We start from the raw sequence: 21,802 nt of genomic DNA, 5'->3' as shown, positions 1-21,802 counted from the left end.
GAAACCGATTCCGGAATTCGGAGCTAACAAAGGGCAGCCGGCCATGACCGGATATTTTTCCTCTCCCTTCCCGCGCCGCACGTCGGTCGGCGTCGATGTCGGCGGCGTGATGGTCGGCGGGGGTGCCCCTGTCGTCGTCCAGTCGATGACCAACACCGACACCGCCGATGTCGACCAGACAGTCGCTCAAGTTGCGGCGCTGCATCGCGCCGGCTCCGAGATCGTGCGCATCACCGTCGACCGCGACGAGAGTGCTGCCGCCGTGCCCGCCATCCGCGAGCGACTCGAACGGCTCGGCATCAACGTGCCGCTGGTCGGCGATTTCCACTATATCGGCCACAAGCTGCTTGCCGACCATCCGGCTTGCGCCGAGGCGCTGGCCAAATACCGCATCAATCCCGGCAATGTCGGCTTCAAGGACAAGAAGGACCGGCAGTTCGCGGCGATCGTCGAGATGGCGATCCGGTACGACAAGCCGGTGCGCATCGGCGTCAACTGGGGGTCGCTCGACCAGGAGCTTCTGACCCGGCTGATGGACGACAACCAGCGGCAGGGCTTTCCGCTGACCGCGCAGGAAGTGACGCGCGAGGCGATCGTGCAGTCGGCGATCCTATCGGCCGAAATGGCCGAGGAGATCGGCCTTGGCCGCGAGAAGATCATCCTGTCGGCCAAGGTCAGCGGCGTGCAGGATCTGATCGCGGTCTACACCGAGCTTGCCACCCGCTCCAACCACGCGCTGCATCTCGGCCTCACCGAGGCCGGCATGGGTTCGAAAGGCATCGTCGCCTCGTCCGCGGCGATGGGCATCCTGCTCCAGCAAGGCATTGGCGACACGATCCGCATCTCGCTGACACCGGAGCCGAACGGCGACCGCACGCGCGAGGTGCAGGTGTCGCAAGAACTCCTGCAGACCATGGGGTTCCGGCAGTTCGTGCCGATCGTCGCCGCCTGCCCCGGCTGTGGCCGCACGACCTCTACCGTGTTCCAGGAACTCGCCCAGAATATCCAGGCGGATCTGCGCAAGAACATGCCGGTGTGGCGTGAAAAATACCCCGGCGTCGAGAACCTCAAGGTCGCGGTGATGGGTTGCATCGTCAACGGTCCGGGTGAATCCAAGCATGCCGATATCGGCATTTCGCTGCCCGGCACCGGCGAGACGCCGACGGCGCCAGTGTTCGTCGACGGCAGCAAGGCGGCGACGCTGCGCGGCCCTTCGATTGCCGCCGACTTCGAAAAAATGGTCGCCGATTATATCGAGCAGCGGTTTGGGCAACCTGGCAAGGCTGCGGCGGAGTAGGTCGATGCGGCGCTTCCGCTGGGCGACGCCGATTTTGCTTGGTGGATTGGTTTTGCTTGGTGGGCTGGGCTGGGCGACAGCCGCCCACGCCGATCCGCCGCGCCCCGCCAAGCAGCGGCTGCTCGACCGTGTTTGCAACTTGATCGAGGCCCATGCGGATCAAAACGGCCTGCCCAAGGATTTCTTTGCCCGGCTGATCTGGAAGGAAAGCCGCTTCGATCCCAATGCGGTCAGTCCGGTCGGCGCCGAAGGCATAGCCCAGTTCATGCCGGGCACCGCCAAGATACGCGGTCTCGCCAACTCCTTCGATATCGAGCAGGCCATCCCCGCCTCGGCAAAATATCTCGCCGAAATGAAGACCGGCTTCGGCAATCTGGGCCTGGCCGCCGCCGCCTACAATGCCGGTGAAAGCCGGGTATCGCGCTGGCTGAGTTCCGGTGGCTTCCTGCCGATGGAGACCGAAGACTACGTTCTGGACATCATGGGCGAGCCGGCCGACAGGTTCACCGACACCGCCTATACCGGCACCATCCAGCCGCTCGACAAGAAAGCGAGCTTCGCGGTCGCCTGCCGCAAGCTGCCGGTCATCAAGTCCCAAACCGTGGCCATGGCGTCGATCAACATCAAGCCGTGGGGCGTGCAGGTGGCCGGCAATTTCCGCCGCGCCGCCGCGCTCAATCAATGGACTGGTGTGAAGCGCCGGTTTCCGGCTTTGCTTGGCGGGCATAATCCGGTGGTCAGCCGGGTGCGCTCGCCGATCGGCAGGCGCGGCATCTATGCGGTCCGGATCGGCGCCGACTCCAAAGCCAAGGCCGACAACATCTGCCAGAAACTGCAAAGCGTCGGCGGTGCATGCATTGTGGTGCGGAATCGGTAGGGTTACCGACTGATTGGCCGCCAAACCGCCGAAGCTGTGCTTTCATTTCACGAATTCTGCTGATCCATGGCTCGAGCGATAGGCCCACGATGATCGACCGTCTCTAGGCGATCCCGATCTCGTCCAGTTCTACGATATCGAGAACGAAGGCGGCGTGGACTTCTACTATTGCGTCGGCTTTGCCAGTATGCGGGCTGCGTTCTCGACCTCGGCTGCGGCACCGGACAATTGGCCGCCGCGCTCGCCGACCGGCGCAGGGTGACCGGCGCCGGCGATGCTCGATATCGCCCGCCGCAGAGCCGGCGGGCAGAGGGTCGACTGGGTCGAGGCCGATGCGCGAAACGTCCGGCTCGGACGACGCTTCGATCTGGTGCTTTTGACCGGGCGCGCCTTCCAGGTGTTCCTCACGCCAGAAGATCGACAGGCGGTGCTTCGCACGATCGCTGCTCATCTGGCTCCCGATGGGCGCTTCATCTTCGACACGCGAAAACCAGCCACGGAGGAATGGCTCGAGTGGACGCCGGAACGGTCGCAACGGGAACTGAGTCATCCCGGATTGGGCACGGTAAGAGCGTGGAACGATTTCCGCCACGATCCCGCTAGCGGTGTCGTCACTTACTCCACCCATTACGAAATTCCCGACAGCGGACGGGTGCTCAGCGCCGAATCGAAAATCGCCGTCCCGACAAAGGAAAGCCTTGCGCAGATGCTGGACCAGACCGGGCTGGTCGTCGAAGAATGGCTCGGCAGTTGGCGTGGCGAGCCATACGCTCCGACATCGCCCGAAATCATTCCGATCGGCCGGCTGCGCTAGCCCGGACGTTGCTCTTTGAGCGGTTCCTCATCTTTTGCCTTGACCGAATCAGCACGCGGACAATCTGAAGGCATAACCGGCCAATTGCGGCGCTGCGCTGGCGACGTGCCCACCGATGCAGTTCGTGAGCATCGCGCAGGTTTGGCTGTTCTGAACGCATCGCACCTCCTCGCCAGTATTTTTGGATGCTGAGGAGGAAATCATATTATTTAGTGCGTGCGCCGATAATCGGTGATAAATTCCGTTTACCTGTGACGAAATGGAATAGATGACATGGACCGGCAAGAAACGATGGGTGTGTTCCTGTCGGTTGTCGAGGAAGGCGACTTCTCGGCGGCGGCGCGCCGGCTGCGGATGACCCCCTCGGCCGTCAGCAAAATCGTAGGTCGCCTGGAATCCCGCCTTGGCGTGCGCTTGCTGCAGCGCTCGACGCGGCGCATCAGCTTGACGGCGGAAGGCAGCACCTATGCCGACAGCGCCCGCCGTATCCTGAGCGACATCAAAGAGGCTGAAATCGCGATTCAACCCGGCGCAGAACCGCGCGGCCGGCTGCGCGTCAGTCTTCCGAGCGCCTTCGGCCATCGTTTGATCGTGCCGTTGTTGCCGGCTTTCATCGATCGCTACCCGGCCATTGAGCTCGAGCTGATGTTTACAGATGCGATCATTGACCTGTTGGCTGAGGAGACGGATGTCGCCGTGCGTGTTGCCGCCCAGAGCGATTCCAGGCTGGTGATGCGGCGGCTGGCGCCCAATCACCGTGTCATTTGCGCGTCAGCTCGGTATCTCGAAAAACACGGCACACCGATGACGCCAGGCGACCTTCAACATCATACATGTCTCGGCATCACATCACGCGGCGGCCTCAACATCTGGGAATTCGACGGCCCGGACGGTCCGCAAAGCATGCGTATCCGCAGCCCGATAGAGGCCAACAGCACCGAAGCCCTGCGCCGGCTGGCGCTCGCCGGCGTCGGCATCATCCGCATGTCGGAGATATTGGTCGGGCCGGACATCAGGGCAGGCAGGCTGACCGCATTGCTCACCGGATACAATCATCATGACGGACCGCCAATCTGCGCTGTTTATCCGCCTGGTCGAATTCTGTCGCCGCGTGTGCGCGTGTTCGTGGATTTTCTGGCCGAACAGTTCACCAACCCCCCTTGGCTACATGGCGCGCCGTAAGACGCCGGGAGTACAGTTGGAACAGCGTCAGCTGTTGCGGGCCGCCACGAATTTCGCTGCCTGCTTCAGAACCACGGCGTCTTCGCCATAGGGATGAAGCAAGGCGTGGGCCTGGTCGACGAGGCCTTGAAGTTGGTCCCGCGCCCAGTTCGCGCCGTGCAGTGCCACCAGCGTCGCCTTGCCGGCGGCGGCATCCTTGCCGGTCGCCTTGCCCATCTGGTGCGCATCCGCCGTCAGATCGAGCAGGTCGTCGGCAAGTTGAAAAGCAAGCCCGATCGCCGAGCCGAATTCCGCCAGTCTTTCACGGTCGGCCGCTGGCGCGCCGGCAAGGATTGCGCCCGCCTCGCAGGCGAAGCGGATCAACGCACCGGTCTTCATCGCCTGAAGCCGGATGATGCCGGCTTCGTCCGGCCTGATACGCTCGGCTTCAAGATCGAGCATCTGGCCGCCGACCATGCCGCCGGCTCCGGCGGCGCGGGCCAGCGCCAGCACCAGCGCCGCCCGTCGCTCGGCCGGCAGCATCGTCGCTTCGTCGGCAATGATGTCGAAGGCGAGCGCCAGCAAGGCGTCGCCGGCGAGGATGGCGGTCGCCTCGTCGAAGGCCTTGTGCACGGTCGGCTGGCCGCGGCGCAAATCGTCGTCGTCCATGGCCGGCAGATCGTCATGGATCAGCGAATAGCAATGCACGCATTCGAGCGCGGCCGCCACGCGCAGCGCCGCCTCGCCGTCGGCGGAAAACAGCGCGGCGCTTTCCATGACCAGGAAAGGGCGCAGGCGCTTGCCGCCGTTCAGCACGCCGTGGCGCATCGCCTCCATCAGACGCTGCGGCCGCGCGATCTCGCCTGAAAGCGGGCGGTCGCCGAGCAGCTGCCTGAGCAGCGCCTCGATCGGCCCTGTGCGTGCGACAAGCGCTGCCTCGAACGGTATTTGATCGTCTTTCGTCATGCCGGGGACGGGGTAGCCGACACTCAGACGTTGCGCAAGAAGCCAAGCGCCATTATGCCGGGGCAGGGAGCAGCATGGATTGAGCGGCTTGGCGGAACCGATCGTCGATCACGAAACCGAAGGGCTGGACATGGTGAGGCCGAAACGCGGCAACCGCATCGGTCTCAAACGTTGGCCCCGGCACTGGGTCCGGCGCGGTATCACCGTCGCCGTCGTGCTGGCGCTGATGCCGGTGGTGTTGACCTTTCTCTATCTGCCGCCGTTCGTGCATCCGGTATCGACACTGATGCTGAAGGATCTGGCGACGTTTTCCGGCTATGACCGGCGCTGGGTCTCGATCGACGATGTGGCGCCGGCGCTTGCGAATTCGGTCATCATGTCGGAGGACGGGCAGTTCTGTTTCCATCACGGCATCGACCTTGGCGAGTTGAGGGGCGTCGTCGACGATGCCTTGGCCGGGGAGATGACGCGCGGCGCATCCACCATTACCATGCAGACGGTGAAGAACCTTTATCTGTGGTCGCGGCCGCTGGGCTCGGTCCGGAAAGTCGTCGAGCTGCCGCTGGCCGTCTATGTCGACATGGTGATGTCGAAACGGCGCATCATGGAAATCTATCTCAATATCGCCGAATGGGGGCCGGGCATCTATGGCATCGAGGCCGCCGCCCAGCACCATTTCGGAGTTTCGGCAAAACGATTGTCGCGTCGCCAGGCGGCACTGCTTGCCGTCACCTTGCCGAACCCGATCGCACGCAACCCGGCGAAACCCGGACCGGGACTGAGACGGCTGGCCGCGCTGATCGAGCGGCGCGCGGGTCGGTCCGGCGCCTATGTCGGCTGTCTGCGATAGCTTAAAAAATTTCGCGACGGCGCTGGCCAAAACTGCGCAGGGCGTGTATAGGCACCCGACTTTCTCAGATTCCGGCCCCTGACGCGGCCCTTTCACGAGGGCAGCCGGGGCATTTTGACCATGTAGTGGAGCATATCCATGGCCGTACCGAAACGAAAAACCTCTCCGTCGAAGCGCGGCATGCGCCGTTCGGCCGACGCCTTGAAGGCCCCGACTTATGTCGAGGACAAGAATTCCGGCGAGATGCGCCGCCCGCATCATATCGACATGAAGACCGGCATGTATCGCGGTCGCCAGGTTCTGGAACCGAAGGAAAGCTGAAACAGCTTTCGACGGTTTGTGACTATCGAAGGACCGGCCATTGCGCCGGTCTTTTTGCATTGTGCGCAGATGATCGCCCACCGGATCATCTTCGAACAGCCCAGCGGCCATGCCGGATGGCGGCCGGGCCGGCTGGCACTGTTATTTCGCACGGTCTTTGTCCGTGTTCGCGGTCATGTGCGAAATTTCTTGACGGCGAACGCCGAGCGCATACTAGAGAAGGCTGTCCAACCGGAGCCGCCTGATGTTCGGTGCCATCCCGCTGCTGATCGTGCCCTTCGTCCTCTATAATCTCGGGCTTCTGGGAATATTCGGCGGCGGCGACGATCCCTGGGCAAGCGAAATGTTCTCGATCCGCATGATGTCGGGCGGGGTGTTCTCGATGACGCTCGGCGATCTGATCGTGCTGATCGGGCTGATCCTCTTCTTCATCGAAATCGTGAAATCGACGCGCACGTCAAACGCGTCGGTCATGGACCACCTGTTGTCGACCTTCGTCTTCGTGGCGTTCCTGGTCGAGTTCCTGCTGGTGAAGGGTGCGGCGCACTCGGTCTTCTTCACGCTGATGGTCATCGCACTGGTCGACGTCCTGGCCGGTTTCTCGGTGTCGATGCGGGCGGCCACTCGTGACATAAACGTGAACTAGAGGCCCGGCCTTAGCCTGGATCGGCGGTGAAGCCAGCCGTCTTGATGCCCGCGGTGGCGGCTGCTTTGAATCAGCGCATGATCTTTTCCGGAAACCGATTCCGGCTTCCAGCGTCATGCGCAAGGAACCAGCTCTATTTTTTCTTGGCGCGCGGCTTCTTTGCCGGAGCAGCAGGCGCATTGGCGAGGTCTTCCGCTTCCTTGGCGAGGCGCAGCGCCCTCAGTTTGTTGGTCTTTATCTGGCGGGCGTCGCTCTCGGCGACATATTCCGCCATCGCCTTCTGACGAACCGTGGCTGCCTCTTCCTGCTTCTTGAAACGCAAATCGGCCCGCGCGCGGGCAGTATCCTTAGAGTTCTCAACCAAGGGCTTTTTCCAATCCCGCAAATTATAGCTTTCAATCCCTTTAATAGCAGAGCCGGTCTGCGATGGGGAAAATAAGTTTGTCAGGCGTCAGGATCGCACCCGGCGCCCGGCGCCTTTCGGGCGACAACCGCCTCGTATCCAGCCTGCAAACTAGCACGTACGGTGGCATCCGGCGGCGTGTTGGAAGGCGTGCCCAGATGTTCATGGCGCAGTTCGTCCATGAACTTTTCCCACATCGGCGGGCCGCCCTTTTCCAGAAGCTCGGCGCGGATCGAGAGTTCCTCGCTGACCGGCAGCCAGACGCGACCCCAGGCGCCGAGATGCGCCAGGATCGGCACCAGCGTTATCGCCATTTCGGTCAGGCTGTAGATCGCCTTCTGCTTGTGGGTGGGATCGTCGGCCCTGGTCAGCATGCCGAGATCCATCAGCCGCTTCAGCCGATCGGCGAGAATGTTGGAAGCGATGCGTTCCAGCGATCCGTTGAGCAGGTCGCGAAAGTGGCGTTTGCCGCCGAAAATCATGTCGCGAAGAATGATCAGGCTCCACCGGTCGCCAAACACTTCAAGCGACAGGTTGATCGGGCACCCAGACCGGCGATCGATGCTCATGCGATTCTCCAAGAAACCGGTTGCATTATCATATCAGTTTTATTATCGTGCAACTGATTGCAAAATGCAATCAGTTTATAAGGAGGAGACTGCGATCATGATGAAGGCTGCGGAACCCGAAATCGCGTCCCAGACATTTGGCGACCCCGCGCACCCATCGGTGCTGCTGATCATGGGCGCCATGGCTTCTATGCTCTGGTGGCCGGAGGCGTTCTGCCGGACACTGGCCGGCAAGGGTCTGTTCGTGATCCGCTATGACAATCGAGATACCGGCCGTTCGATCAAATATGCGCCGGGCGAGCCGCCGTACACATTCGACGACATGGCGGACGACGCCATCCGCGTTCTTGACGGCCATGGCGTCGCGAAAGCGCATGTGGTCGGCATGTCGATGGGCGGCATGATCGCGCAGCTTGTGGCGCTGAAATATCCGTCGCGGGTCGTCTCGCTCACGGCGATCAGCACTTCTCCTGTAGGAATCGACACGTCGCATCTGCCTGGCACGACCGAGGCTTATATGAAGCATTCGGCCGAAGGCGCGAAGGTCGACTGGTCTGACCGAGCCCAGGTGATCGACTTCATCGTCAAGGACGCGCACGCGATCGCAGGCACCGCGCATCCCTTCGACGAGAAGCGAACGAGGGCCTTCGTCGAACAGGACTACGACCGGTCCGGCGGTTTTCTAAGCGCGACCAATCATTTCATGCTCAAGGGCGGGGAGGACTGGAAGGGGCGGCTGGGTCAAATGACGGCGCCGCTCCTCGTTATCCACGGCACCGACGATCCGATCTTTCCGGTCGAGCATGGCGCCGCTCTCGCCGAAGCGGTTGCCGGCGCGAGGCTTGTCCGTATCGAAGGCGGCGGCCACGAACTCCATCCCGACGATTGGACCACGATCGTTGATGCCATCGTCGCCCATAGCCAAGGCCAGATAAGCGCGGAGCCGGACCTTGACACACCATCGGCAATAGTTAAGTAATCGCTTCAGTGTTGAGCTCTGTAAACCATGCAGCGGCGAACCACCAAGGGAACGAGCAAAACGATGTCCTTGACGATGCATCTCCATCCGCTGGCCTCCTTCTGCTGGAAGCCGCTGATCGCGCTCTATGAGAACGGCAAGCCGTTCACGTCGGTCGTCGTCGATCTCGGCAATGAACAGTCGCGCGCGGCGTTCCTGAAATTGTCGCCGGCGGGTAAGATGCCGGTGCTGCGCGATGAAGCGCTGGACCGGACGGTGCCGGAATCGACGATCGTCATCGAATATCTCAACGCGTATTATCCCGGACCGGTCGAGCTGATCCCTGCCGATATCGATCTCGCCCGCCAGACCCGCCTCGCCGACCGCTTCTATGACTTTTACGTGCAGCACCCGATGCAGAAGATCGTCGGCGACCGCCTGCGGCCGGAAGGCAAGACCGATCCGTTCGGCGTCGAGGAGGCGCGCGCCCAGCTGCGCAGCGCCTACGCCATCATCGAACAGGACATGCAGTCGAGGACATGGGCGATGGGCGAGGCCTTCACGATGGCCGATTGCGCCGCCGCCCCGGCATTGTTCTACGCCAACAAGGTCGAGCCGTTCGGCGACAAATATCCGGCGGTGAGACGCTATCACGACCGGTTGCTGAAACGCCCATCTGTCGCCCGCGTGATCGAGGAAGCGCAGCCCTATTTCAAGCTCTTCCCCTACAACAACGGCTAAGCCCGATGCTGCAGGATACCGCCCAGCTCGACCTGATGTTCCAGGCGCTCGCCGACCCGGCGCGGCGGCACATGGTGGAGCGGCTGTCGTGCGGCCCCGCCTCGGTAAGCCAGTTGGCCGAGCCGCTGGCGATGTCGCTGTCGGCGGTCGTCCAGCACCTGAACGTGCTCGAGGCGAGCGGTCTCGTCCGCACCGAAAAGCTCGGCCGGGTGCGCACCTGCCATATCGAGCCGAAGGCGCTGAGGACCGCCGAACACTGGATCAACGAACGGCGCCTGGCCTGGGAACAGCGGCTCGACCGACTCGGCGCCTTTCTCGCGGAAACCAAGGACGAAACTGAAGGAAACTGAGGAGGCCAACATGAGCGAACGCTCCGTCGTCCATTCGACCATAGTGCTCGAACGCAGCTACGACGCTTCGCCGGCGCGGGTGTTCGCCGCCTGGTCCGATCCCGCCGCATTGCAGCGCTGGGGCTCGCCCGGCGAGGGGTGGGAAAGCAGCATTGACTGCTTCGAGTTCCAGGTGGGCGGCATTGCGCTCAGCCGTTTGGACCCAAGGGTGGCGAGAGTTATGTGCACGAGACGCGCTACCTCGACATCGTGCGCGACCAGCGTATCGTCTCGGCTGGTGGCATGACCAGCAGCGGCCAGCGATTGTTTGTCGGCCTGCTGACGGTTGAATTCAGTCCAGAAGGCACAGGCTGCCGGCTGGTGATGACCGAGCAAGGCGCCTTTCTTGACGGCCATGATCAGCCCGAAAACCATCAGGCTGGCTGGAGCCAGATGCTCGACAACCTGCGGGTGGAATGCGCGTGAGCGCCGCAGCCTGAGCCAAAGACCAGCAGAATCGGGAGGACAGTATGAAACTCTACTGCGGCATTGGCCCGAATTCCTACCGCGTTCGCATCTTCATGGCTGAGAAAGGCATCGACGTTCCGCGGGTTGAAGTCGACCTGACAAAAGGCGAGCACAAGGCGCCGCAATTCCTTGAGCTCAACTCACTAGGCCAGATTCCCGTGCTCGTGCTCGATGACGGGACGGTGATCACCGAAAGCATCGCCATCTGCCGCTATCTGGAGGCGCTTCATCCAACGCCGGCACTGTTCGGCTCAGACGCGGTCAGCCAAGGCAAGGTCGAGATGTGGAACCGCCGCGCCGAGATCGAGATCTTCGGAACGATTGGCAGCATTGCCCAGCATTCCGATCCCATGTTTGCGGAGCGGCTCGTGCAGTTCCCGGCTTTCGCCGAAGCGCAGCGCGAAGCCGTTCCGGCAAAGTGGGCGTGGCTTGACCGCGAGATCGCCGATGGCCGCCGGTTCATCGCCGGCGACCAGTACTCCGTCGCCGACATCACCGCCGCCGTCGCAGCGTGGCTTGGCGCCTTCTTCGGAGCCGACATCCCGGACTCGCTCGTCAATGTCCATCATTGGCTCGACCGTGTTCAGAAACGTCCAAGCTGGAACGCTTAGGCCGATGCCCGACACTGTTTCAATGGGACGATATGTGGCTCAACGCCAAGCACCTGAATCCTAAGGAGCTTTCGCCATGCCTGTCAAAAGCAGATCGGATCTGATCCGCAGTTACTTCGCCGCCTACCAAGCCAACGACCGCAGCGTCATCAAGGCGGTGCTGACAGACGATTTCACCTTCACCAGCCCCTACGACGACGCCATCGACCGCGCGACCTACTTCGCGCGCTGCTGGCCGAACAGCACGCTGTTCAAGTCGATCGCCGTCGAGAGGATTTGCGAGGACGGCAACGGTGCTTTCGTTCTCTATCGCTGCGAAACGCTCGACGGCAAGGTCTTCCGCAACACCGAATTGCATTCGTTCCAGGACGGTAGGCTGCACAGCGCCGAGGTCTATTTCGGCGCTACTTACAAGGACGGCGTTTTCGTCCCGCAACAACCATTGACCTAGCTCATCGGCCTGCCGAGGAGGTATGACGGAGCAGTGTGCCTTTCTCGACAGCCACGATGATCTCGGCACCCGCAAGCAAAGCATGGCCCGGGCGAGCTGCTCGACGCGCCTGGTGCGCTACTGGCAAAGACGCGACGGCGCATCTCAGTTTCCGGGCGAGCCAAGCTGCTCTGCATCCCAGAACTGGTCGAGCCAGATGTTGAGCTTCAGGAAGCCGGCATTGCTGACCGTATAGACGCGCCTTGTCCCTTCCGGCTTGGCGTTGACCAGTCCGGCATCGAGCAGCACCTTTAGATGCTGCGAAACAGCCGGGCGCGAGACTGGCAACCCGGCGGCCAGTTCGTTGACGGTCTTCGGGCCGCGCCGGAGCTCTTCCAAAAGATGGCGCCGGTTGGGATCGGCAATCGCCATGAAGGCGTCAGAAAACATCATGCCTTATTTGTGGGGCAAAGTTTTCTAAATCTCAACCGTTGGTTTCAGGCTTTCTGCGCGGATCGAGCCGCAATGCTTCCGGCGTGATCGAGCGCTCGGCCGGTTGCGTCTTGAAGGCGTCGCGGTCTTCGATCGGCACCGGCGCGCGCCGGCTGATGCGCAGCAGCGTATAGCCCGCCAGGCAAAGATGCGCGAAGGCCGTCGCAAGGAACAGGCCTTCCGGCCGCATCCAGCCCATCAGGCCGGCGGCCAGCAGCGGCCCGACCATCGTGCCGAAACCATAGAGCAGCAGCAGGCCGCCCGACACCTTGACGAAATCCTCCGCCCGGGCGTGGTCGTTGGCATGGGCAACGGCGATCGAATACAGCGTATAGGCAAAAGCGCCGTAGGCGGCGGTGCAGATGATGACGAAGACGCCGGAGCGCGGCTCGAACAGGAAGACCGCGACGGCGAACAGCGCCGCGCCAAAGGCCAGGCCCGCCAGCACAAAGCGGCGGTCGGTCTTGTCGGAGAGACGTCCGGCCGGAAGTTGCATGGCGGCGCCGGCGACGACCACCAGGCTCATCATCAGCGCGATCTCGGCCGTGGAAATGCCGATACGGGCGCCATAGACGGCACCAAGCGTGCCCCAGGCGCCGTTAGCGATGCCGATCAGAACGCAGGCGATCGCCGACACCGGCGAATTGACATAGAGCCCCTTGACGTCGAGCGAGACGTCCTGCAGCGGCTTGGGGTGCGAAGCTGTCGACACTGCGGTCGGAATGAGCGACAGGCAGAACAGGATACCGGTGATCATGAACAGCGAGGCCGACTGCACGTCGCCGCCGGCAACGATCATCTGGCCGCCCATGATCGAGGCATAGGTGACCATCATGTAAAGGCCGAAGACGGTGCCGCGGTTCTCGTTGGTGGACTTCTCGTTCAGCCAGCTTTCGATGACCATGAAGGCGCCGGCCATGGTGAAGCCGGTGAAGGCGCGCAGCAGGATCCAGACATATTCGTCGATGATCAGGCCGGTGAGCAGCGCGACGATGGCTCCCGATGCCGCAAAGGCGCCGAAAGCGCGTACGTGACCGGCGCGACGCACGAGGCGCGGCGCAAAAAAGCAGCCGGTGACGAAGCCGCCGGCCCAGGCCGTGCCCATCAGGCCGAGCGATGCGGTCGAGAAGCCTTCCAACTGGCCGCGCAGCGGCAACAGCAGCCCGTGCAGCCCGGTCGCCGCCAGCAGGAAAGCGGTGCCGCGAAGCAGCGAGAGGATCGGTCGGTAGCTTGCAAACATCATTTAGCTGATCCGGCTGGAATCTAGAGAGGATCTGAAGACAGCCGCATTCGAGCTTTTCGGCGGCGGGCGATTCGGCTCTGGAAACTATTCGCGGCGGAACAGCGCCTCGGCCGCTGATTTGGTGGTGCTCTTGGTCTTGAGCTCGGCTTCGAGCCGGGCGATCTCGTCGCGCAAGATGCCGATCCGCTCGGACAGTTCGTCGACGGAAAGCAGCGACAGATCCTGCCCGATCTCATGCGGGCGGGCTTTCTTTTTGGGTTCGTCGTCGAAGATCGCCATAGTCGCTCCTCGCTCATGCGCAAAAAATTAAACTGCTACCATTGCGCGTCCAATCGAACGCCCGACGCTGCAGTGGCCATTTGCCTGATTTGGCAATCAGCATACATAGGGCAGGGGCATGGATGCAAATAGTCGGCAAGAAAACCGGCAGCTGGCAAGAAACTGGCGAAGCGAGACGGGAAAATTCATGGCGAGTGGACAGAACAAGATTCCGGCGAAGATGACGGCCATTGCGATCTCGGAACCCGGCGGACCGCGAGTGCTGAAACCGGAAACGCGCGACGTGCCCGTGCCCGGTCCCGGCGAAATCCTGATCCGGGTGCGCGCTGCCGGTGTCAACCGGCCGGATGTGCAGCAGCGCAAGGGCGTCTATCCACCGCCGCCCGGTGCGTCGGATCTGCCGGGTCTCGAAGCGTCCGGCGAAGTTGCAGCCCTTGGCGACGAGATATCGCGCTGGCGTGTCGGCGACCGGGTCTGCGCGCTGACGCCCGGCGGTGGCTATGCCGAATACGTCAAGGTCCATGCCGGCAGCGTGCTGCCGCTGCCCGCCGGCTTTACCCACACAGAAGCGGCGGCGGTACCGGAAAACTACTTCACCGTCTGGCATAATGTCTTCGAGCGCGGCGGCCTGAAGAGCGGCGAGACGCTGCTCGTCCATGGCGGCTCGTCCGGGATCGGCACCACGGCGATCCAGCTCGCCTCGGCCTTCGGCGCCTATGTCATCACCACCGCCGGCAGCCAGGAGAAGTGCGACGCCTGCCTGAAGCTTGGCGCCGACCGGGCGATCAACTACCGCGAGGAGGAATTCGTCGCGGCGGTCAAGGACGCGACCGGCGGCAAGGGCGCCAACGTCATCCTCGACATGGTCGGCGGCGACTATGTGGCGCGAAACTACGAGGCCGCGGCTGTGGAAGGCCGCATCGTCCAGATCGCCACGCAGAGCGGGGCGGTGGCAAGCGCCGATTTCTCGAAGATGATGGCCAAGCGGCTCACCCACACCGGCTCGATGCTGCGGCCGCGCACCGTCGAATTCAAGGCGGCAGTCGCCGCAGCACTGGAGGCGCAGGTGTGGCCGCTGCTTGGCACCCGCAAGGTAGCACCCGTCATGGACATGATCTTCCCGCTCAAGGAAGCGTGGCGGGCGCATGAGCGAATGGAGGACGGCGACCATATCGGCAAAATCGTGCTCGATGTCGGCTGACGGTCGGTAAACAAGCTGAACAAAACCTTAATTGTGCAATGCAACAAACGCATTGCGGCCATGCAAAAGCGTCTGTTCAACTTTTCATCAACGATGCCTATTTGAGCGGCATCGAAACGATGGAGGACTACCATGAACCCGATCCGTGCTTTCCGTAATTGGCGCATGTACAATGAAACCGTGCGCGAACTGAACCGCCTGAACGCCCGTCAGCTCAACGACCTCGGCATCAACCGTGGTGACATCGAGAGGATCGCCCGCAAGGCGCTTTGATCTCGAGCGTGATCTCGCCCGAAAGCATCAAGCCGCTTTTTCGCGAAGTGGTGCTTCGGTCCGAGATCCTGCTTTAGAAGCCAGAGCCGCAGCAGACGGGTTTCCCGTCGCCGGTTCCGAGCCCGCTGGACCCTGTCCGGCGGGTTTTGTCGTTTTGAGGTCCGTCAAGCAGCGGCGGTTGCGTGTGTCTCAATAGCCAAGTGCGGCAAAACCGAGCGCCACCAGGGCTCCTCCCAGCACGATGTCCGCATGCTTTCGGAAATGACTGTAAAATCGTCGTGTGGCCGGTTGGGAAATGGAAAGGCCGAGAAGACCAAACCAGGCGATCGCAATAGCAAACACCAGTGCGACCGCGGACAGGTGAGTTGCCCCACGAGCATTTAAATTCAGCGTGGAGAATGCGAAAAACAGCGCGGTGGCAGGATTTGCCACTGCCGTGACAAAGCCCAGCCGGAAGTATCGAGCGATTGGAACCGGCTTCGGCTCGTTGATGCCGGTCTTGATAGACAGCGCCCGCCGCATCGAATTCCAGCCGATGAAGACCAGCACTGCGCCGTATAGGCTGGCGGCCATCTGGTGTGCGATGCCCCCCGGCGGCAGCGCGCCGGCTCCCGTCGCGACGATCGCCGCCAACGAACTCGCGCCAAGGGCGATACCAGCGGCTGCCGAAAGCGCTGTGGCACGCGAAGCGGTTAGCCCGGTCTGCGCGACGACAGCAAAATTGGCGCCCGGCAGCATTGCCAACAGCGCATAGGAAATGGCGAACGGAAACAACCCCGCCGCGACAGCGTGCCCGGTTTCCAACATCGATCAGCCCACATCGGCGGCGGCCTGCTCTCCTGAAGGCAGCCGCTGCCACCGAGGGCGAAATGTGTATGAAACATGTCCCTTCTAACAGTCGGCAAATGCCGACATGAGGACCTCTTTTTGCCGGATTATCGGCCGCGCCCGCTGAGCGGCTCGCCGAAAGCACGGTGCCGAAGCCAAACGGGTTGATTTGACACGTTTCGATCTCTCCCGCCAATCTCGCGAGTACCTTCCAAAAACGTTGCGAAACGGCAACGGAGTGGTTATATACGCAGCGAATTTCCCATTTTGGTGGCTCTAAAACCACCGCCCGCGCGGGAACGCGGGCGAACGAGAAGGATATCTCATAATGGCCAACACGCTGCTGATGCCCAAGGCGACCGCCGTCTGGCTGGTCGACAACACCGCGCTGTCCTTCGAGCAGATCGCGCAGTTCTGCGGGCTGCATCCGCTCGAGGTCAAGGCGATCGCCGATGGCGAGTCGGCGCAGGGCATCAAGGGCATGGACCCGATCATGACCGGCCAGCTGACCCGCGACGAGATCGCACGCGCCGAGAAGGACCCGAACCATCGGCTGAAACTGTCCGATCCCAAGGTGCGGGTGCCGGAATCCAAGCGCAAGGGTCCGCGCTACACGCCGCTGTCGAAGCGCCAGGACCGGCCCAACGCCATCCTCTGGCTGGTGCGCAACCATCCCGAGTTGAAGGACGCGCAGATCGCGCGCCTCGTCGGCACGACCAAGTCGACGATCGACCAGATCCGCGACAGAAAGCACTGGAACTCGGCCAATCTGCAGCCGATGGATCCGGTGACGCTGGGTCTCGCTTCCCAGATCGATCTCGACATGGAAGTCAACCGCGCCTCGCGTGGCCGCGAGCAGGCACAGCCGGCCGGCGACACGCTGCTGCCGGCAGCATTGACCGAGCGCCTGGTGCCGGCGCCGGAGAAGCCAAAGGACGAGGATGCGGAGCTCGACGCCAACGCCGTCTTCGCCAAGCTTTCGGCGCTGAAGTCGAAGGACGAGGATAAGGACGACGAGGAGAGATGAGGCGCCTGTCTTCTCCCCTTGTTGTGGGAGAAGGTGCCCCGAAGGGGCGGATGAGGGGTGTTCCAGCTTGGCACCAACAGCGCTCAAGCTACCACCCCTCAACCGTCTTGGCGCTGCGCGCCAATCCACCTTCTCCCACAACAAGGGGAGAAGGTAAGAGCGTCAGCTTCGCGCGGCCCGGTCCGGCGCCATGCCGTAGTCCTCGCTGCGCTCCACCGCCCGATAGAAATCGGCGAGCTGCTTGCCGCGCTCCGGCTTGAAGACGCGGCCGGCGACCACCACTGAAGCGATGCGGTCGATGCGGAAAGCGCGAAAATCGTCGCGCATCTCGCACCAGGCGACCAGCGTCCACACCTTGCCCCAGAACCACAGGCCCAATGGCCTGATGTCGCGCGCGGTGCTGCGACCTGCTTCGTCGGAGTAGTCTATGGTCAGCACCTGGCGTTTTTCCACCGCGCGCTCGATCAGGTCGATTGCTTCGCGGGCGGCGTCGCTCACCACCCACATCGGCGTGTGGATCTCGGTGCGGGCGATGCGGTCCTTTTCGGCATCGGGCAGCACGGCGCCGATCTTGACCAGCGCCTCGTCGGCGGCCCGCGCCATCGCAGCGCCGCCAAACGCGCGCACCATGCGGGCGCCGGCGACCAGCGCCACGATCTCGTCACGCGTGAACATCAGCGGCGGAAGGTCGAACCCCTCCCTCATCATGTAGCCGACGCCGGCCTCGCCGTCGATCGGCACACCAGTCGACTGCAGGTCGGCGATGTCGCGATAGATGGTTCGCTCGGAAACCTCGAGCCACGTGCCCAGCTTCTGGGCGGTGACCAAACGGCCACCGCGCAGATGCTGCACGATCTGGAAGAGCCTGTCGGCGCGGCGCATCGTATGGTCCCTCGGTGTTTATGATTCCAGCCCTTCGCGCTTGCGCTGCGCGGCGACGAATGCCGCACCGAAGGACAATTTCCCTGTTGTCGGCGTCTTTGCATCCAGCACCCGCCAGAACGGCGCGATCTCGCTCAGCGTCATGCTGCGCTCCAGATCCTCGTTGGCGGCCTCGGCGACAGTGCGCAGATGATAGCCGATAGTGACTGGACATGTCACTTCGGCACCGTGCTCGGTGGCGAGCGCGGTGCGCAATGCGCGGACGTCCATGTCCACGCCCTTTGGGATGGAGCGGATGAAATCATCGACCTGCCGTGCCGTCGGCACCAGCATCGGCTGGCCCTCGACGACGTCGCCAACAGTGCGCGCCGACGGCTTTATGCCGTTGGTGCCCGGCGTATTCAGCCTGTCGCTCCAGCTCTTTACCATGCGCCACCTAGACGAAGAGCCCAAAGCTGTTGCCGTCGGGGTCGAGGCAATAGGCGAATGTGCCGGCCGGAATGGAGATCGCCGGCGAGACGACCTGACCGCCGTTCTGCCTCACCCGTTCCATGGCGTCTTCGATTGGTGCGGCAACCGACAGATGGATGGTCGGGCCGGTTCCCGGTGCTGCGGGTTTTCCGGGGTAGACGTGCCCGGATGCCATTCGGTCCTGCGCTGCGAACATGGCCAGCGGGTTCGGGCCGCTCTCCTCCAGGATGAGATCGTTCTGAAGCACCGACCCATAAAAGGCGCGCGCCCGATCCATGTCGGTGACGGGAATCTCGAACCATGCCGACGCTTTTGCAGGGATGATGGCCATGTCTGTCTCCTGATACTGTCTGATACTGTCGCACTATTGCACGCCGCTCCTGACACCATACTGTCAGGAGGCTTCAGCATATTCCCCTTCGGCATACTCCTTGGCGAACAGCGCGCGCATCTGCGCCAAGTCGCCGCTTCTCTGGGGGTAGAGCGTCTTCAAATAGGCAAGAGCGAAAGTGCCGGGCGCCGAACCCGGCGCGGACACGATGCGACCGTCGGCGACGGCATAGGGCACGTCCTGATAGTTCTGGGCGCCGGGGTAACCCGGTTCCTTTTCATTGATCCAGTCACGACCATTGCTGGTGTGTTTGGCCTTCTCGAACAGGCCGGCGCGCGCCAGTGCCAGCGTGCCTGCGCAGATGCCGCCGACCACGCCACGGCGCGCCGCGATTGCCGTCAGCAGTCCGGAGATATCAGGCGGTGCATCGACCCACTGATCGGAGCCGATGACCGCGACGGCGTCGAGATCGGTGTTTTCATCAACCTCGGCGGAGCGGTCGGGCGTCAGCACAAATCCGCATGCCGAGGTCACCGGCTTGCCGTTCGGGGTCAGCGACACCGCGCGTGCACCGAACCACTCGACCGCCGAAGCCGCCAGCAAGCCGTATTCCCAGTCGGCGAAGCGATCGATGAAAAAGACGCCGATGGTCTTCTGTTCGGACATTTCCTGCTCCGTCTTTCGGCGCGCCGGACCTATTATCTGGGCGCTGTAGCGTCGGCATCCAACCGTTGCCGCGAAAAAAGCACCTCAATTGCCGCGGCCGTGGCGGCCTTCGTAATTATCCGGCCAACCGATGTCCTTGCGGATGCTCTGCGGCAACCCATTCATGAAACGCCGGGTGCGGATCTCGTTGCGCATCGTCCGAATCTTGCCGACATAGTGCTGCACACTGCGCAGAATGGTAAAACCGTTCATGGCTGGTCTCCTCTCTTTCGATGGAGACACTATCGCACACCCCTCCTGACAGCAGTCTGTCAGGAGGCTGAGAGGTCTTTGGCGAGCGTGCCAGGTTTTGTCGATTCCGATCCCGCCTGCGCGAGAGAAGCAGGCTTTTTCGTCGCTCTGCGGGTTAAGTCGTTCAGCTTGCAGCGACGGACTGTCGGAATTCGCAATCCTTCTGCGATAGGGACGGCGTTCTGATATTGAAGGAGAAAAATTTTCCAGAGATCAGGGAGACGACCATGGGCCTGCAACTGACGGGAATCCACCATCTAACCGCTATCACCGCGAACGCGCCGGGAAACCTTCGTTTCTACACTGGCACTTTGGGGCTGCGGCTAGTCAAGAAGACGGTCAATCAGGACGACACGTCAGCCTATCACCTTTTCTATGCCGACGCCGAGGCGACGCCTGGCACCGATCTTACCTTCTTCGATTGGCCGGTCGGACGCGAACGGCGCGGCACCAACAGCATCGTGCGGACCAGCCTGAGGGTCGCCAGCCCGGAAAGCCTTGCCTGGTGGAAGGAGCGCCTGGCCGGCGAGACCGTCGCGACGGGAGAGATCGGCGATGTTGGCGGCTACCCGTCGCTGGATTTAGAAGACCCAGAAGGCCAGCGCCTGCGTCTCGTCAGCGATGGCGGCAAGGGCGACAGTCATCCCTGGGCTCAAAGCCCGGTCCCAGTCGAGCACCAGATACGCGGGCTCGGGCCTATCGTCATCAGCGTTCCCGATATCACCAACACTGAAGCGGTGCTGACCAGGGTGATGAACATGCGCAAGGCGCGGGACCATGCCTCGCCAGACGGCGAGGGTCAGGTTCATGTCTTCGAAATGGGAGAAGGCGGGCCGGCGGCGGAGCTTCATGTCGCGGTGCAGCCGGGCTTTGCGCCGGCACGGCAAGGCGCCGGTGCGGTCCACCACGTCGCATTCAGGGCGCCGGACCAAGAGACCTTGCATCAATGGACCGCACGGCTGGCTGAATTCCGCCTACCGTCGAGCGGCGAGGTCGAACGATACTACTTCCGCTCGCTCTATTTCCGCGAGCCAAACGGCATATTGTTCGAAATCGCCACCGACGGCCCCGGGTTCACGGCCGACGAGCCGCTGGAAACGCTGGGCGAAAGGCTGGCCTTGCCGCCGTTCCTCGAACCGAACCGGGCTGCGATCGAGGCCGGCCTCAAGCCGCTGGCATAGCAACGCTTTCGTGAGCGAGCGAAAGGAGCGCTTTGACAGCCGACCGTGATGCTGGTCAAAGGCGGCATGTCGAAACTCCTCGCGCTCGTTATCATTGCCATGATGGTCATCCAGATGATCAAGCCGCTCGGCTGGCCAGGGCTGAAGCGGCGCAGCGATTTCTGGAAGCTGGCGGTATTGGCGATGGCGGCGATTTCGATAACAGCGGCGCTGGGGCATTGGACCTAAAGCGCGTCGCGTTCGACCGACATCACGCGACGCGCTTTAGGTTGTTGTTTTATGCATGTCGTTTTCGCAAAACCGCTGCACACTTTTGCGCGACATGCATTAGGGCTGGCGGCCCGCTATGCGAGGCGTGGTTCCTTGGCCAGCACCAAGTCGACGAGATGTTCCGCCCAGGCTCGGTAGCCGGCTTCCGAGGCATGAAATCCGTCGGAGGCAAAACCGGCTTCGGCGTCGGTGATCGGCAGGCGCGGCGCCGGCACGGCGCCGCGTTCGAGGCAGAGGCGCTCGCCCATCCGGTTCATCTCGGCGGCGCGGATCTCCAGGATTTTTCCGAGCAGCGGCGGCATTGCCGGTGCCCGGGTGAATTCCAGCACTGGCGACCACACCACGCGCGCCTCCGGCCATTTGGCGCGCAGCGCGTAGAGCAGGCCGCCAAAATCGCTCTTGAAGCGTGGCACCGAGTGAAAGTTCTTGGTGTCGTTGGTGCCGATGGCGAGCACGATATGCGTCCAAGGATCGGCCGACAGATTGGGCAGCACATGGTCGCGGATCTGGCCTGAGGTCGCCGAGTTGAAGCCGGCTGCCCGCCAGCGCACCGCACGGCCAGTGCGTTTCGAGATCAGCTCGGCCAGTTGCGCGGCCAGCCCGTACTCGGAATTGCCGATGCCGACCGAAGCGGCGGAAGAATCGCCAAGCATCAGAAGCGAGACCGCCGGCGCCTGGCCTGATATCTCGTGCATGACCGGACCTTGCGCCGGCAGCATGCGAGTGGTGCGGCGGCGCACGCCGAGCCCCTGCCAGACATAGACCGGAAAGGCGAGCCAGGTGAGGAGGGCTAGAAAGCGCTGCATCGCAAACCGTTAATGGGGCAAGTCCGTTTAAGGGCATAGCGAGCAGCACTTAGCGCATAT

At 62.6% G+C, this 21,802-nt stretch carries 32 protein-coding genes; 19 read left to right on the top strand and 13 right to left on the bottom strand.

Annotated features, from left to right (window positions below; all coding sequences use genetic code 11):
- Positions 1-43 precede the first annotated feature (43 nt).
- The 4 genes from ispG to AC0L14_RS13670 all read left to right on the top strand — a co-directional run bounded on the left by ispG (position 44) and on the right by AC0L14_RS13670 (position 4,170).
- Complete coding sequence (gene ispG, locus AC0L14_RS13685) at positions 44-1,297, top strand: flavodoxin-dependent (E)-4-hydroxy-3-methylbut-2-enyl-diphosphate synthase (protein WP_258121665.1); 1,254 nt, start codon at positions 44-46, stop codon at positions 1,295-1,297.
- 4 nt (positions 1,298-1,301) lie between these two features.
- Complete coding sequence (locus AC0L14_RS13680) at positions 1,302-2,174, top strand: lytic transglycosylase domain-containing protein (RefSeq protein ID WP_473525636.1); 873 nt, start codon at positions 1,302-1,304, stop codon at positions 2,172-2,174.
- 274 nt (positions 2,175-2,448) lie between these two features.
- Complete coding sequence (locus AC0L14_RS13675; protein WP_473525635.1) at positions 2,449-2,988, top strand: class I SAM-dependent methyltransferase; 540 nt, start codon at positions 2,449-2,451, stop codon at positions 2,986-2,988.
- A 273-nt stretch (positions 2,989-3,261) separates the two neighbouring features.
- On the top strand, positions 3,262-4,170 hold the full coding sequence (locus AC0L14_RS13670) for a LysR family transcriptional regulator (protein WP_473525634.1): 909 nt from the start codon (positions 3,262-3,264) through the stop codon (positions 4,168-4,170).
- Between the two features lie 27 nt (positions 4,171-4,197).
- Here AC0L14_RS13670 and AC0L14_RS13665 read toward each other — a convergent pair whose 3' ends face one another.
- Complete coding sequence (locus AC0L14_RS13665; RefSeq protein WP_473486967.1) at positions 4,198-5,115, bottom strand: polyprenyl synthetase family protein; 918 nt, start codon at positions 5,113-5,115, stop codon at positions 4,198-4,200.
- A gap of 79 nt (positions 5,116-5,194) precedes the next feature.
- Here AC0L14_RS13665 and AC0L14_RS13660 point away from each other — a divergent pair, with 79 nt between their 5' ends.
- The 3 genes from AC0L14_RS13660 (at position 5,195) to AC0L14_RS13650 (ending at position 6,932) form a co-directional block, all read left to right on the top strand.
- Positions 5,195-5,965, top strand: coding sequence for a biosynthetic peptidoglycan transglycosylase (locus tag AC0L14_RS13660; RefSeq protein WP_473525633.1), 771 nt, complete (start codon positions 5,195-5,197; stop codon positions 5,963-5,965).
- Positions 5,966-6,103: 138 nt separating this feature from the next.
- Positions 6,104-6,286 carry a 50S ribosomal protein L32 gene (gene rpmF, locus AC0L14_RS13655; protein ID WP_029348751.1) on the top strand — a complete coding sequence of 61 codons (183 nt, stop codon included), beginning with the start codon at positions 6,104-6,106 and terminating at the stop codon, positions 6,284-6,286.
- A gap of 244 nt (positions 6,287-6,530) precedes the next feature.
- Complete coding sequence (locus tag AC0L14_RS13650) at positions 6,531-6,932, top strand: hypothetical protein (protein WP_095495317.1); 402 nt, start codon at positions 6,531-6,533, stop codon at positions 6,930-6,932.
- Between the two features lie 133 nt (positions 6,933-7,065).
- Here AC0L14_RS13650 and AC0L14_RS13645 read toward each other — a convergent pair whose 3' ends face one another.
- Both AC0L14_RS13645 and AC0L14_RS13640 read right to left on the bottom strand, forming a co-directional pair.
- Complete coding sequence (locus tag AC0L14_RS13645) at positions 7,066-7,296, bottom strand: hypothetical protein (RefSeq protein ID WP_095495316.1); 231 nt, start codon at positions 7,294-7,296, stop codon at positions 7,066-7,068.
- Positions 7,297-7,376: 80 nt separating this feature from the next.
- Positions 7,377-7,904 (bottom strand): winged helix-turn-helix transcriptional regulator, encoded by a 528-nt coding sequence (locus AC0L14_RS13640; protein ID WP_473525632.1) that lies wholly within the window; start codon positions 7,902-7,904, stop codon positions 7,377-7,379.
- A 97-nt stretch (positions 7,905-8,001) separates the two neighbouring features.
- On the opposite strand from AC0L14_RS13640, the gene AC0L14_RS13635 reads away from it, so the two are divergent.
- The 7 genes from AC0L14_RS13635 to AC0L14_RS13605 all read left to right on the top strand — a co-directional run bounded on the left by AC0L14_RS13635 (position 8,002) and on the right by AC0L14_RS13605 (position 11,522).
- Positions 8,002-8,883 (top strand): alpha/beta fold hydrolase, encoded by an 882-nt coding sequence (locus AC0L14_RS13635; protein WP_473525631.1) that lies wholly within the window; start codon positions 8,002-8,004, stop codon positions 8,881-8,883.
- A gap of 63 nt (positions 8,884-8,946) precedes the next feature.
- Entirely contained in the window at positions 8,947-9,603 is a 657-nt protein-coding gene (locus AC0L14_RS13630) for a glutathione S-transferase family protein (protein ID WP_473749842.1), read from the top strand.
- Positions 9,604-9,608: 5 nt separating this feature from the next.
- Positions 9,609-9,953, top strand: a complete 345-nt coding sequence (locus tag AC0L14_RS13625) for an ArsR/SmtB family transcription factor (RefSeq protein WP_473525629.1) — start codon at positions 9,609-9,611, stop codon at positions 9,951-9,953.
- 10 nt (positions 9,954-9,963) lie between these two features.
- Entirely contained in the window at positions 9,964-10,239 is a 276-nt protein-coding gene (locus AC0L14_RS13620; protein WP_473749841.1) for an SRPBCC domain-containing protein, read from the top strand.
- Positions 10,176-10,418, top strand: coding sequence for an SRPBCC domain-containing protein (locus AC0L14_RS13615; protein WP_473749840.1), 243 nt, complete (start codon positions 10,176-10,178; stop codon positions 10,416-10,418). Before AC0L14_RS13620 ends, AC0L14_RS13615 begins: the two co-directional genes overlap by 64 nt.
- A gap of 44 nt (positions 10,419-10,462) precedes the next feature.
- On the top strand, positions 10,463-11,071 hold the full coding sequence (locus AC0L14_RS13610; protein WP_473525627.1) for a glutathione S-transferase family protein: 609 nt from the start codon (positions 10,463-10,465) through the stop codon (positions 11,069-11,071).
- Between the two features lie 76 nt (positions 11,072-11,147).
- A complete protein-coding gene (locus AC0L14_RS13605) occupies positions 11,148-11,522 on the top strand; it encodes a nuclear transport factor 2 family protein (protein ID WP_473525626.1) in 375 nt (124 codons plus the stop codon).
- 144 nt (positions 11,523-11,666) lie between these two features.
- On the opposite strand, the gene AC0L14_RS13600 is transcribed toward AC0L14_RS13605, so the two are convergent.
- From AC0L14_RS13600 to AC0L14_RS13590, 3 genes are all read right to left on the bottom strand, one after another.
- A complete protein-coding gene (locus AC0L14_RS13600; RefSeq protein WP_029348743.1) occupies positions 11,667-11,954 on the bottom strand; it encodes an ArsR/SmtB family transcription factor in 288 nt (95 codons plus the stop codon).
- Positions 11,955-11,985: 31 nt separating this feature from the next.
- Positions 11,986-13,233, bottom strand: coding sequence for an MFS transporter (locus tag AC0L14_RS13595; RefSeq protein ID WP_473525982.1), 1,248 nt, complete (start codon positions 13,231-13,233; stop codon positions 11,986-11,988).
- Positions 13,234-13,320: 87 nt separating this feature from the next.
- Positions 13,321-13,515, bottom strand: a complete 195-nt coding sequence (locus tag AC0L14_RS13590; protein WP_202365646.1) for a DUF1192 domain-containing protein — start codon at positions 13,513-13,515, stop codon at positions 13,321-13,323.
- A 187-nt stretch (positions 13,516-13,702) separates the two neighbouring features.
- On the opposite strand from AC0L14_RS13590, the gene AC0L14_RS13585 reads away from it, so the two are divergent.
- Positions 13,703-14,716, top strand: a complete 1,014-nt coding sequence (locus AC0L14_RS13585) for an NAD(P)H-quinone oxidoreductase (protein WP_473525625.1) — start codon at positions 13,703-13,705, stop codon at positions 14,714-14,716.
- Between the two features lie 132 nt (positions 14,717-14,848).
- Positions 14,849-14,989: a DUF1127 domain-containing protein gene (locus tag AC0L14_RS13580; RefSeq protein WP_065011316.1), complete on the top strand. Its 141-nt coding sequence runs from the start codon at positions 14,849-14,851 to the stop codon at positions 14,987-14,989.
- Positions 14,990-15,178: 189 nt separating this feature from the next.
- Here the strand turns inward: AC0L14_RS13580 and AC0L14_RS13575 are convergent, their stop codons facing one another.
- Positions 15,179-15,727: a LysE family transporter gene (locus AC0L14_RS13575; RefSeq protein ID WP_473749902.1), complete on the bottom strand. Its 549-nt coding sequence runs from the start codon at positions 15,725-15,727 to the stop codon at positions 15,179-15,181.
- 418 nt (positions 15,728-16,145) lie between these two features.
- Between AC0L14_RS13575 and AC0L14_RS13570 the strand changes: the two genes are divergently transcribed.
- On the top strand, positions 16,146-16,844 hold the full coding sequence (locus AC0L14_RS13570) for a DUF1013 domain-containing protein (RefSeq protein WP_473525624.1): 699 nt from the start codon (positions 16,146-16,148) through the stop codon (positions 16,842-16,844).
- Between the two features lie 162 nt (positions 16,845-17,006).
- Here AC0L14_RS13570 and AC0L14_RS13565 read toward each other — a convergent pair whose 3' ends face one another.
- The 5 genes from AC0L14_RS13565 to AC0L14_RS13545 all read right to left on the bottom strand — a co-directional run bounded on the left by AC0L14_RS13565 (position 17,007) and on the right by AC0L14_RS13545 (position 19,446).
- Positions 17,007-17,726, bottom strand: coding sequence for a helix-turn-helix transcriptional regulator (locus AC0L14_RS13565; protein ID WP_473525623.1), 720 nt, complete (start codon positions 17,724-17,726; stop codon positions 17,007-17,009).
- An 18-nt stretch (positions 17,727-17,744) separates the two neighbouring features.
- Positions 17,745-18,155, bottom strand: a complete 411-nt coding sequence (locus AC0L14_RS13560; protein WP_473525622.1) for a hypothetical protein — start codon at positions 18,153-18,155, stop codon at positions 17,745-17,747.
- A 7-nt stretch (positions 18,156-18,162) separates the two neighbouring features.
- Positions 18,163-18,528, bottom strand: coding sequence for a VOC family protein (locus tag AC0L14_RS13555; protein ID WP_473486951.1), 366 nt, complete (start codon positions 18,526-18,528; stop codon positions 18,163-18,165).
- Positions 18,529-18,591: 63 nt separating this feature from the next.
- Positions 18,592-19,194, bottom strand: a complete 603-nt coding sequence (locus AC0L14_RS13550; protein WP_473486950.1) for a DJ-1/PfpI family protein — start codon at positions 19,192-19,194, stop codon at positions 18,592-18,594.
- An 84-nt stretch (positions 19,195-19,278) separates the two neighbouring features.
- A complete protein-coding gene (locus AC0L14_RS13545) occupies positions 19,279-19,446 on the bottom strand; it encodes a hypothetical protein (RefSeq protein WP_095495301.1) in 168 nt (55 codons plus the stop codon).
- A 266-nt stretch (positions 19,447-19,712) separates the two neighbouring features.
- On the opposite strand from AC0L14_RS13545, the gene AC0L14_RS13540 reads away from it, so the two are divergent.
- On the top strand, positions 19,713-20,666 hold the full coding sequence (locus AC0L14_RS13540; protein WP_473486949.1) for a ring-cleaving dioxygenase: 954 nt from the start codon (positions 19,713-19,715) through the stop codon (positions 20,664-20,666).
- Positions 20,667-20,711: 45 nt separating this feature from the next.
- Positions 20,712-20,894 (top strand): hypothetical protein, encoded by a 183-nt coding sequence (locus tag AC0L14_RS13535; protein WP_473749907.1) that lies wholly within the window; start codon positions 20,712-20,714, stop codon positions 20,892-20,894.
- Between the two features lie 116 nt (positions 20,895-21,010).
- Here the strand turns inward: AC0L14_RS13535 and AC0L14_RS13530 are convergent, their stop codons facing one another.
- The gene (locus AC0L14_RS13530; protein WP_123150201.1) at positions 21,011-21,742 is read right to left on the bottom strand and encodes an SGNH/GDSL hydrolase family protein; all 732 of its coding nucleotides are present in this window, start codon (positions 21,740-21,742) and stop codon (positions 21,011-21,013) included.
- Positions 21,743-21,802 lie beyond the last annotated feature (60 nt).

The sequence above is a fragment of the Mesorhizobium sp. WSM4841 genome (genome assembly GCF_055811515.1).
Note: the sequence above shows the minus strand (reverse complement) of the source record. Positions and strands in the feature narration are given on the sequence as shown.

Coding starts and splice junctions, on each gene's coding strand:
- ispG (WP_258121665.1), top strand. CDS start 44: ATGACCGGATATTTTTCCTCTCCCTTCCCGCGCCGCACGTCGGTCGGC.
- AC0L14_RS13550 (WP_473486950.1), bottom strand. CDS start 19,194: ATGTCCGAACAGAAGACCATCGGCGTCTTTTTCATCGATCGCTTCGCC.
- AC0L14_RS13630 (WP_473749842.1), top strand. CDS start 8,947: ATGTCCTTGACGATGCATCTCCATCCGCTGGCCTCCTTCTGCTGGAAG.
- AC0L14_RS13555 (WP_473486951.1), bottom strand. CDS start 18,528: ATGGCCATCATCCCTGCAAAAGCGTCGGCATGGTTCGAGATTCCCGTC.
- AC0L14_RS13605 (WP_473525626.1), top strand. CDS start 11,148: ATGCCTGTCAAAAGCAGATCGGATCTGATCCGCAGTTACTTCGCCGCC.
- AC0L14_RS13560 (WP_473525622.1), bottom strand. CDS start 18,155: ATGGTAAAGAGCTGGAGCGACAGGCTGAATACGCCGGGCACCAACGGC.
- AC0L14_RS13650 (WP_095495317.1), top strand. CDS start 6,531: ATGTTCGGTGCCATCCCGCTGCTGATCGTGCCCTTCGTCCTCTATAAT.
- AC0L14_RS13640 (WP_473525632.1), bottom strand. CDS start 7,904: ATGAGCATCGATCGCCGGTCTGGGTGCCCGATCAACCTGTCGCTTGAA.
- AC0L14_RS13675 (WP_473525635.1), top strand. CDS start 2,449: ATGCTCGATATCGCCCGCCGCAGAGCCGGCGGGCAGAGGGTCGACTGG.
- AC0L14_RS13585 (WP_473525625.1), top strand. CDS start 13,703: ATGGCGAGTGGACAGAACAAGATTCCGGCGAAGATGACGGCCATTGCG.
- AC0L14_RS13590 (WP_202365646.1), bottom strand. CDS start 13,515: ATGGCGATCTTCGACGACGAACCCAAAAAGAAAGCCCGCCCGCATGAG.
- AC0L14_RS13540 (WP_473486949.1), top strand. CDS start 19,713: ATGGGCCTGCAACTGACGGGAATCCACCATCTAACCGCTATCACCGCG.
- AC0L14_RS13610 (WP_473525627.1), top strand. CDS start 10,463: ATGAAACTCTACTGCGGCATTGGCCCGAATTCCTACCGCGTTCGCATC.
- AC0L14_RS13635 (WP_473525631.1), top strand. CDS start 8,002: ATGATGAAGGCTGCGGAACCCGAAATCGCGTCCCAGACATTTGGCGAC.
- AC0L14_RS13595 (WP_473525982.1), bottom strand. CDS start 13,233: ATGTTTGCAAGCTACCGACCGATCCTCTCGCTGCTTCGCGGCACCGCT.
- AC0L14_RS13580 (WP_065011316.1), top strand. CDS start 14,849: ATGAACCCGATCCGTGCTTTCCGTAATTGGCGCATGTACAATGAAACC.
- AC0L14_RS13670 (WP_473525634.1), top strand. CDS start 3,262: ATGGACCGGCAAGAAACGATGGGTGTGTTCCTGTCGGTTGTCGAGGAA.
- AC0L14_RS13680 (WP_473525636.1), top strand. CDS start 1,302: ATGCGGCGCTTCCGCTGGGCGACGCCGATTTTGCTTGGTGGATTGGTT.
- AC0L14_RS13530 (WP_123150201.1), bottom strand. CDS start 21,742: ATGCAGCGCTTTCTAGCCCTCCTCACCTGGCTCGCCTTTCCGGTCTAT.
- AC0L14_RS13665 (WP_473486967.1), bottom strand. CDS start 5,115: ATGACGAAAGACGATCAAATACCGTTCGAGGCAGCGCTTGTCGCACGC.
- AC0L14_RS13545 (WP_095495301.1), bottom strand. CDS start 19,446: ATGAACGGTTTTACCATTCTGCGCAGTGTGCAGCACTATGTCGGCAAG.
- AC0L14_RS13625 (WP_473525629.1), top strand. CDS start 9,609: ATGCTGCAGGATACCGCCCAGCTCGACCTGATGTTCCAGGCGCTCGCC.
- rpmF (WP_029348751.1), top strand. CDS start 6,104: ATGGCCGTACCGAAACGAAAAACCTCTCCGTCGAAGCGCGGCATGCGC.
- AC0L14_RS13620 (WP_473749841.1), top strand. CDS start 9,964: ATGAGCGAACGCTCCGTCGTCCATTCGACCATAGTGCTCGAACGCAGC.
- AC0L14_RS13565 (WP_473525623.1), bottom strand. CDS start 17,726: ATGCGCCGCGCCGACAGGCTCTTCCAGATCGTGCAGCATCTGCGCGGT.
- AC0L14_RS13600 (WP_029348743.1), bottom strand. CDS start 11,954: ATGATGTTTTCTGACGCCTTCATGGCGATTGCCGATCCCAACCGGCGC.
- AC0L14_RS13570 (WP_473525624.1), top strand. CDS start 16,146: ATGGCCAACACGCTGCTGATGCCCAAGGCGACCGCCGTCTGGCTGGTC.
- AC0L14_RS13575 (WP_473749902.1), bottom strand. CDS start 15,727: ATGCTGCCGGGCGCCAATTTTGCTGTCGTCGCGCAGACCGGGCTAACC.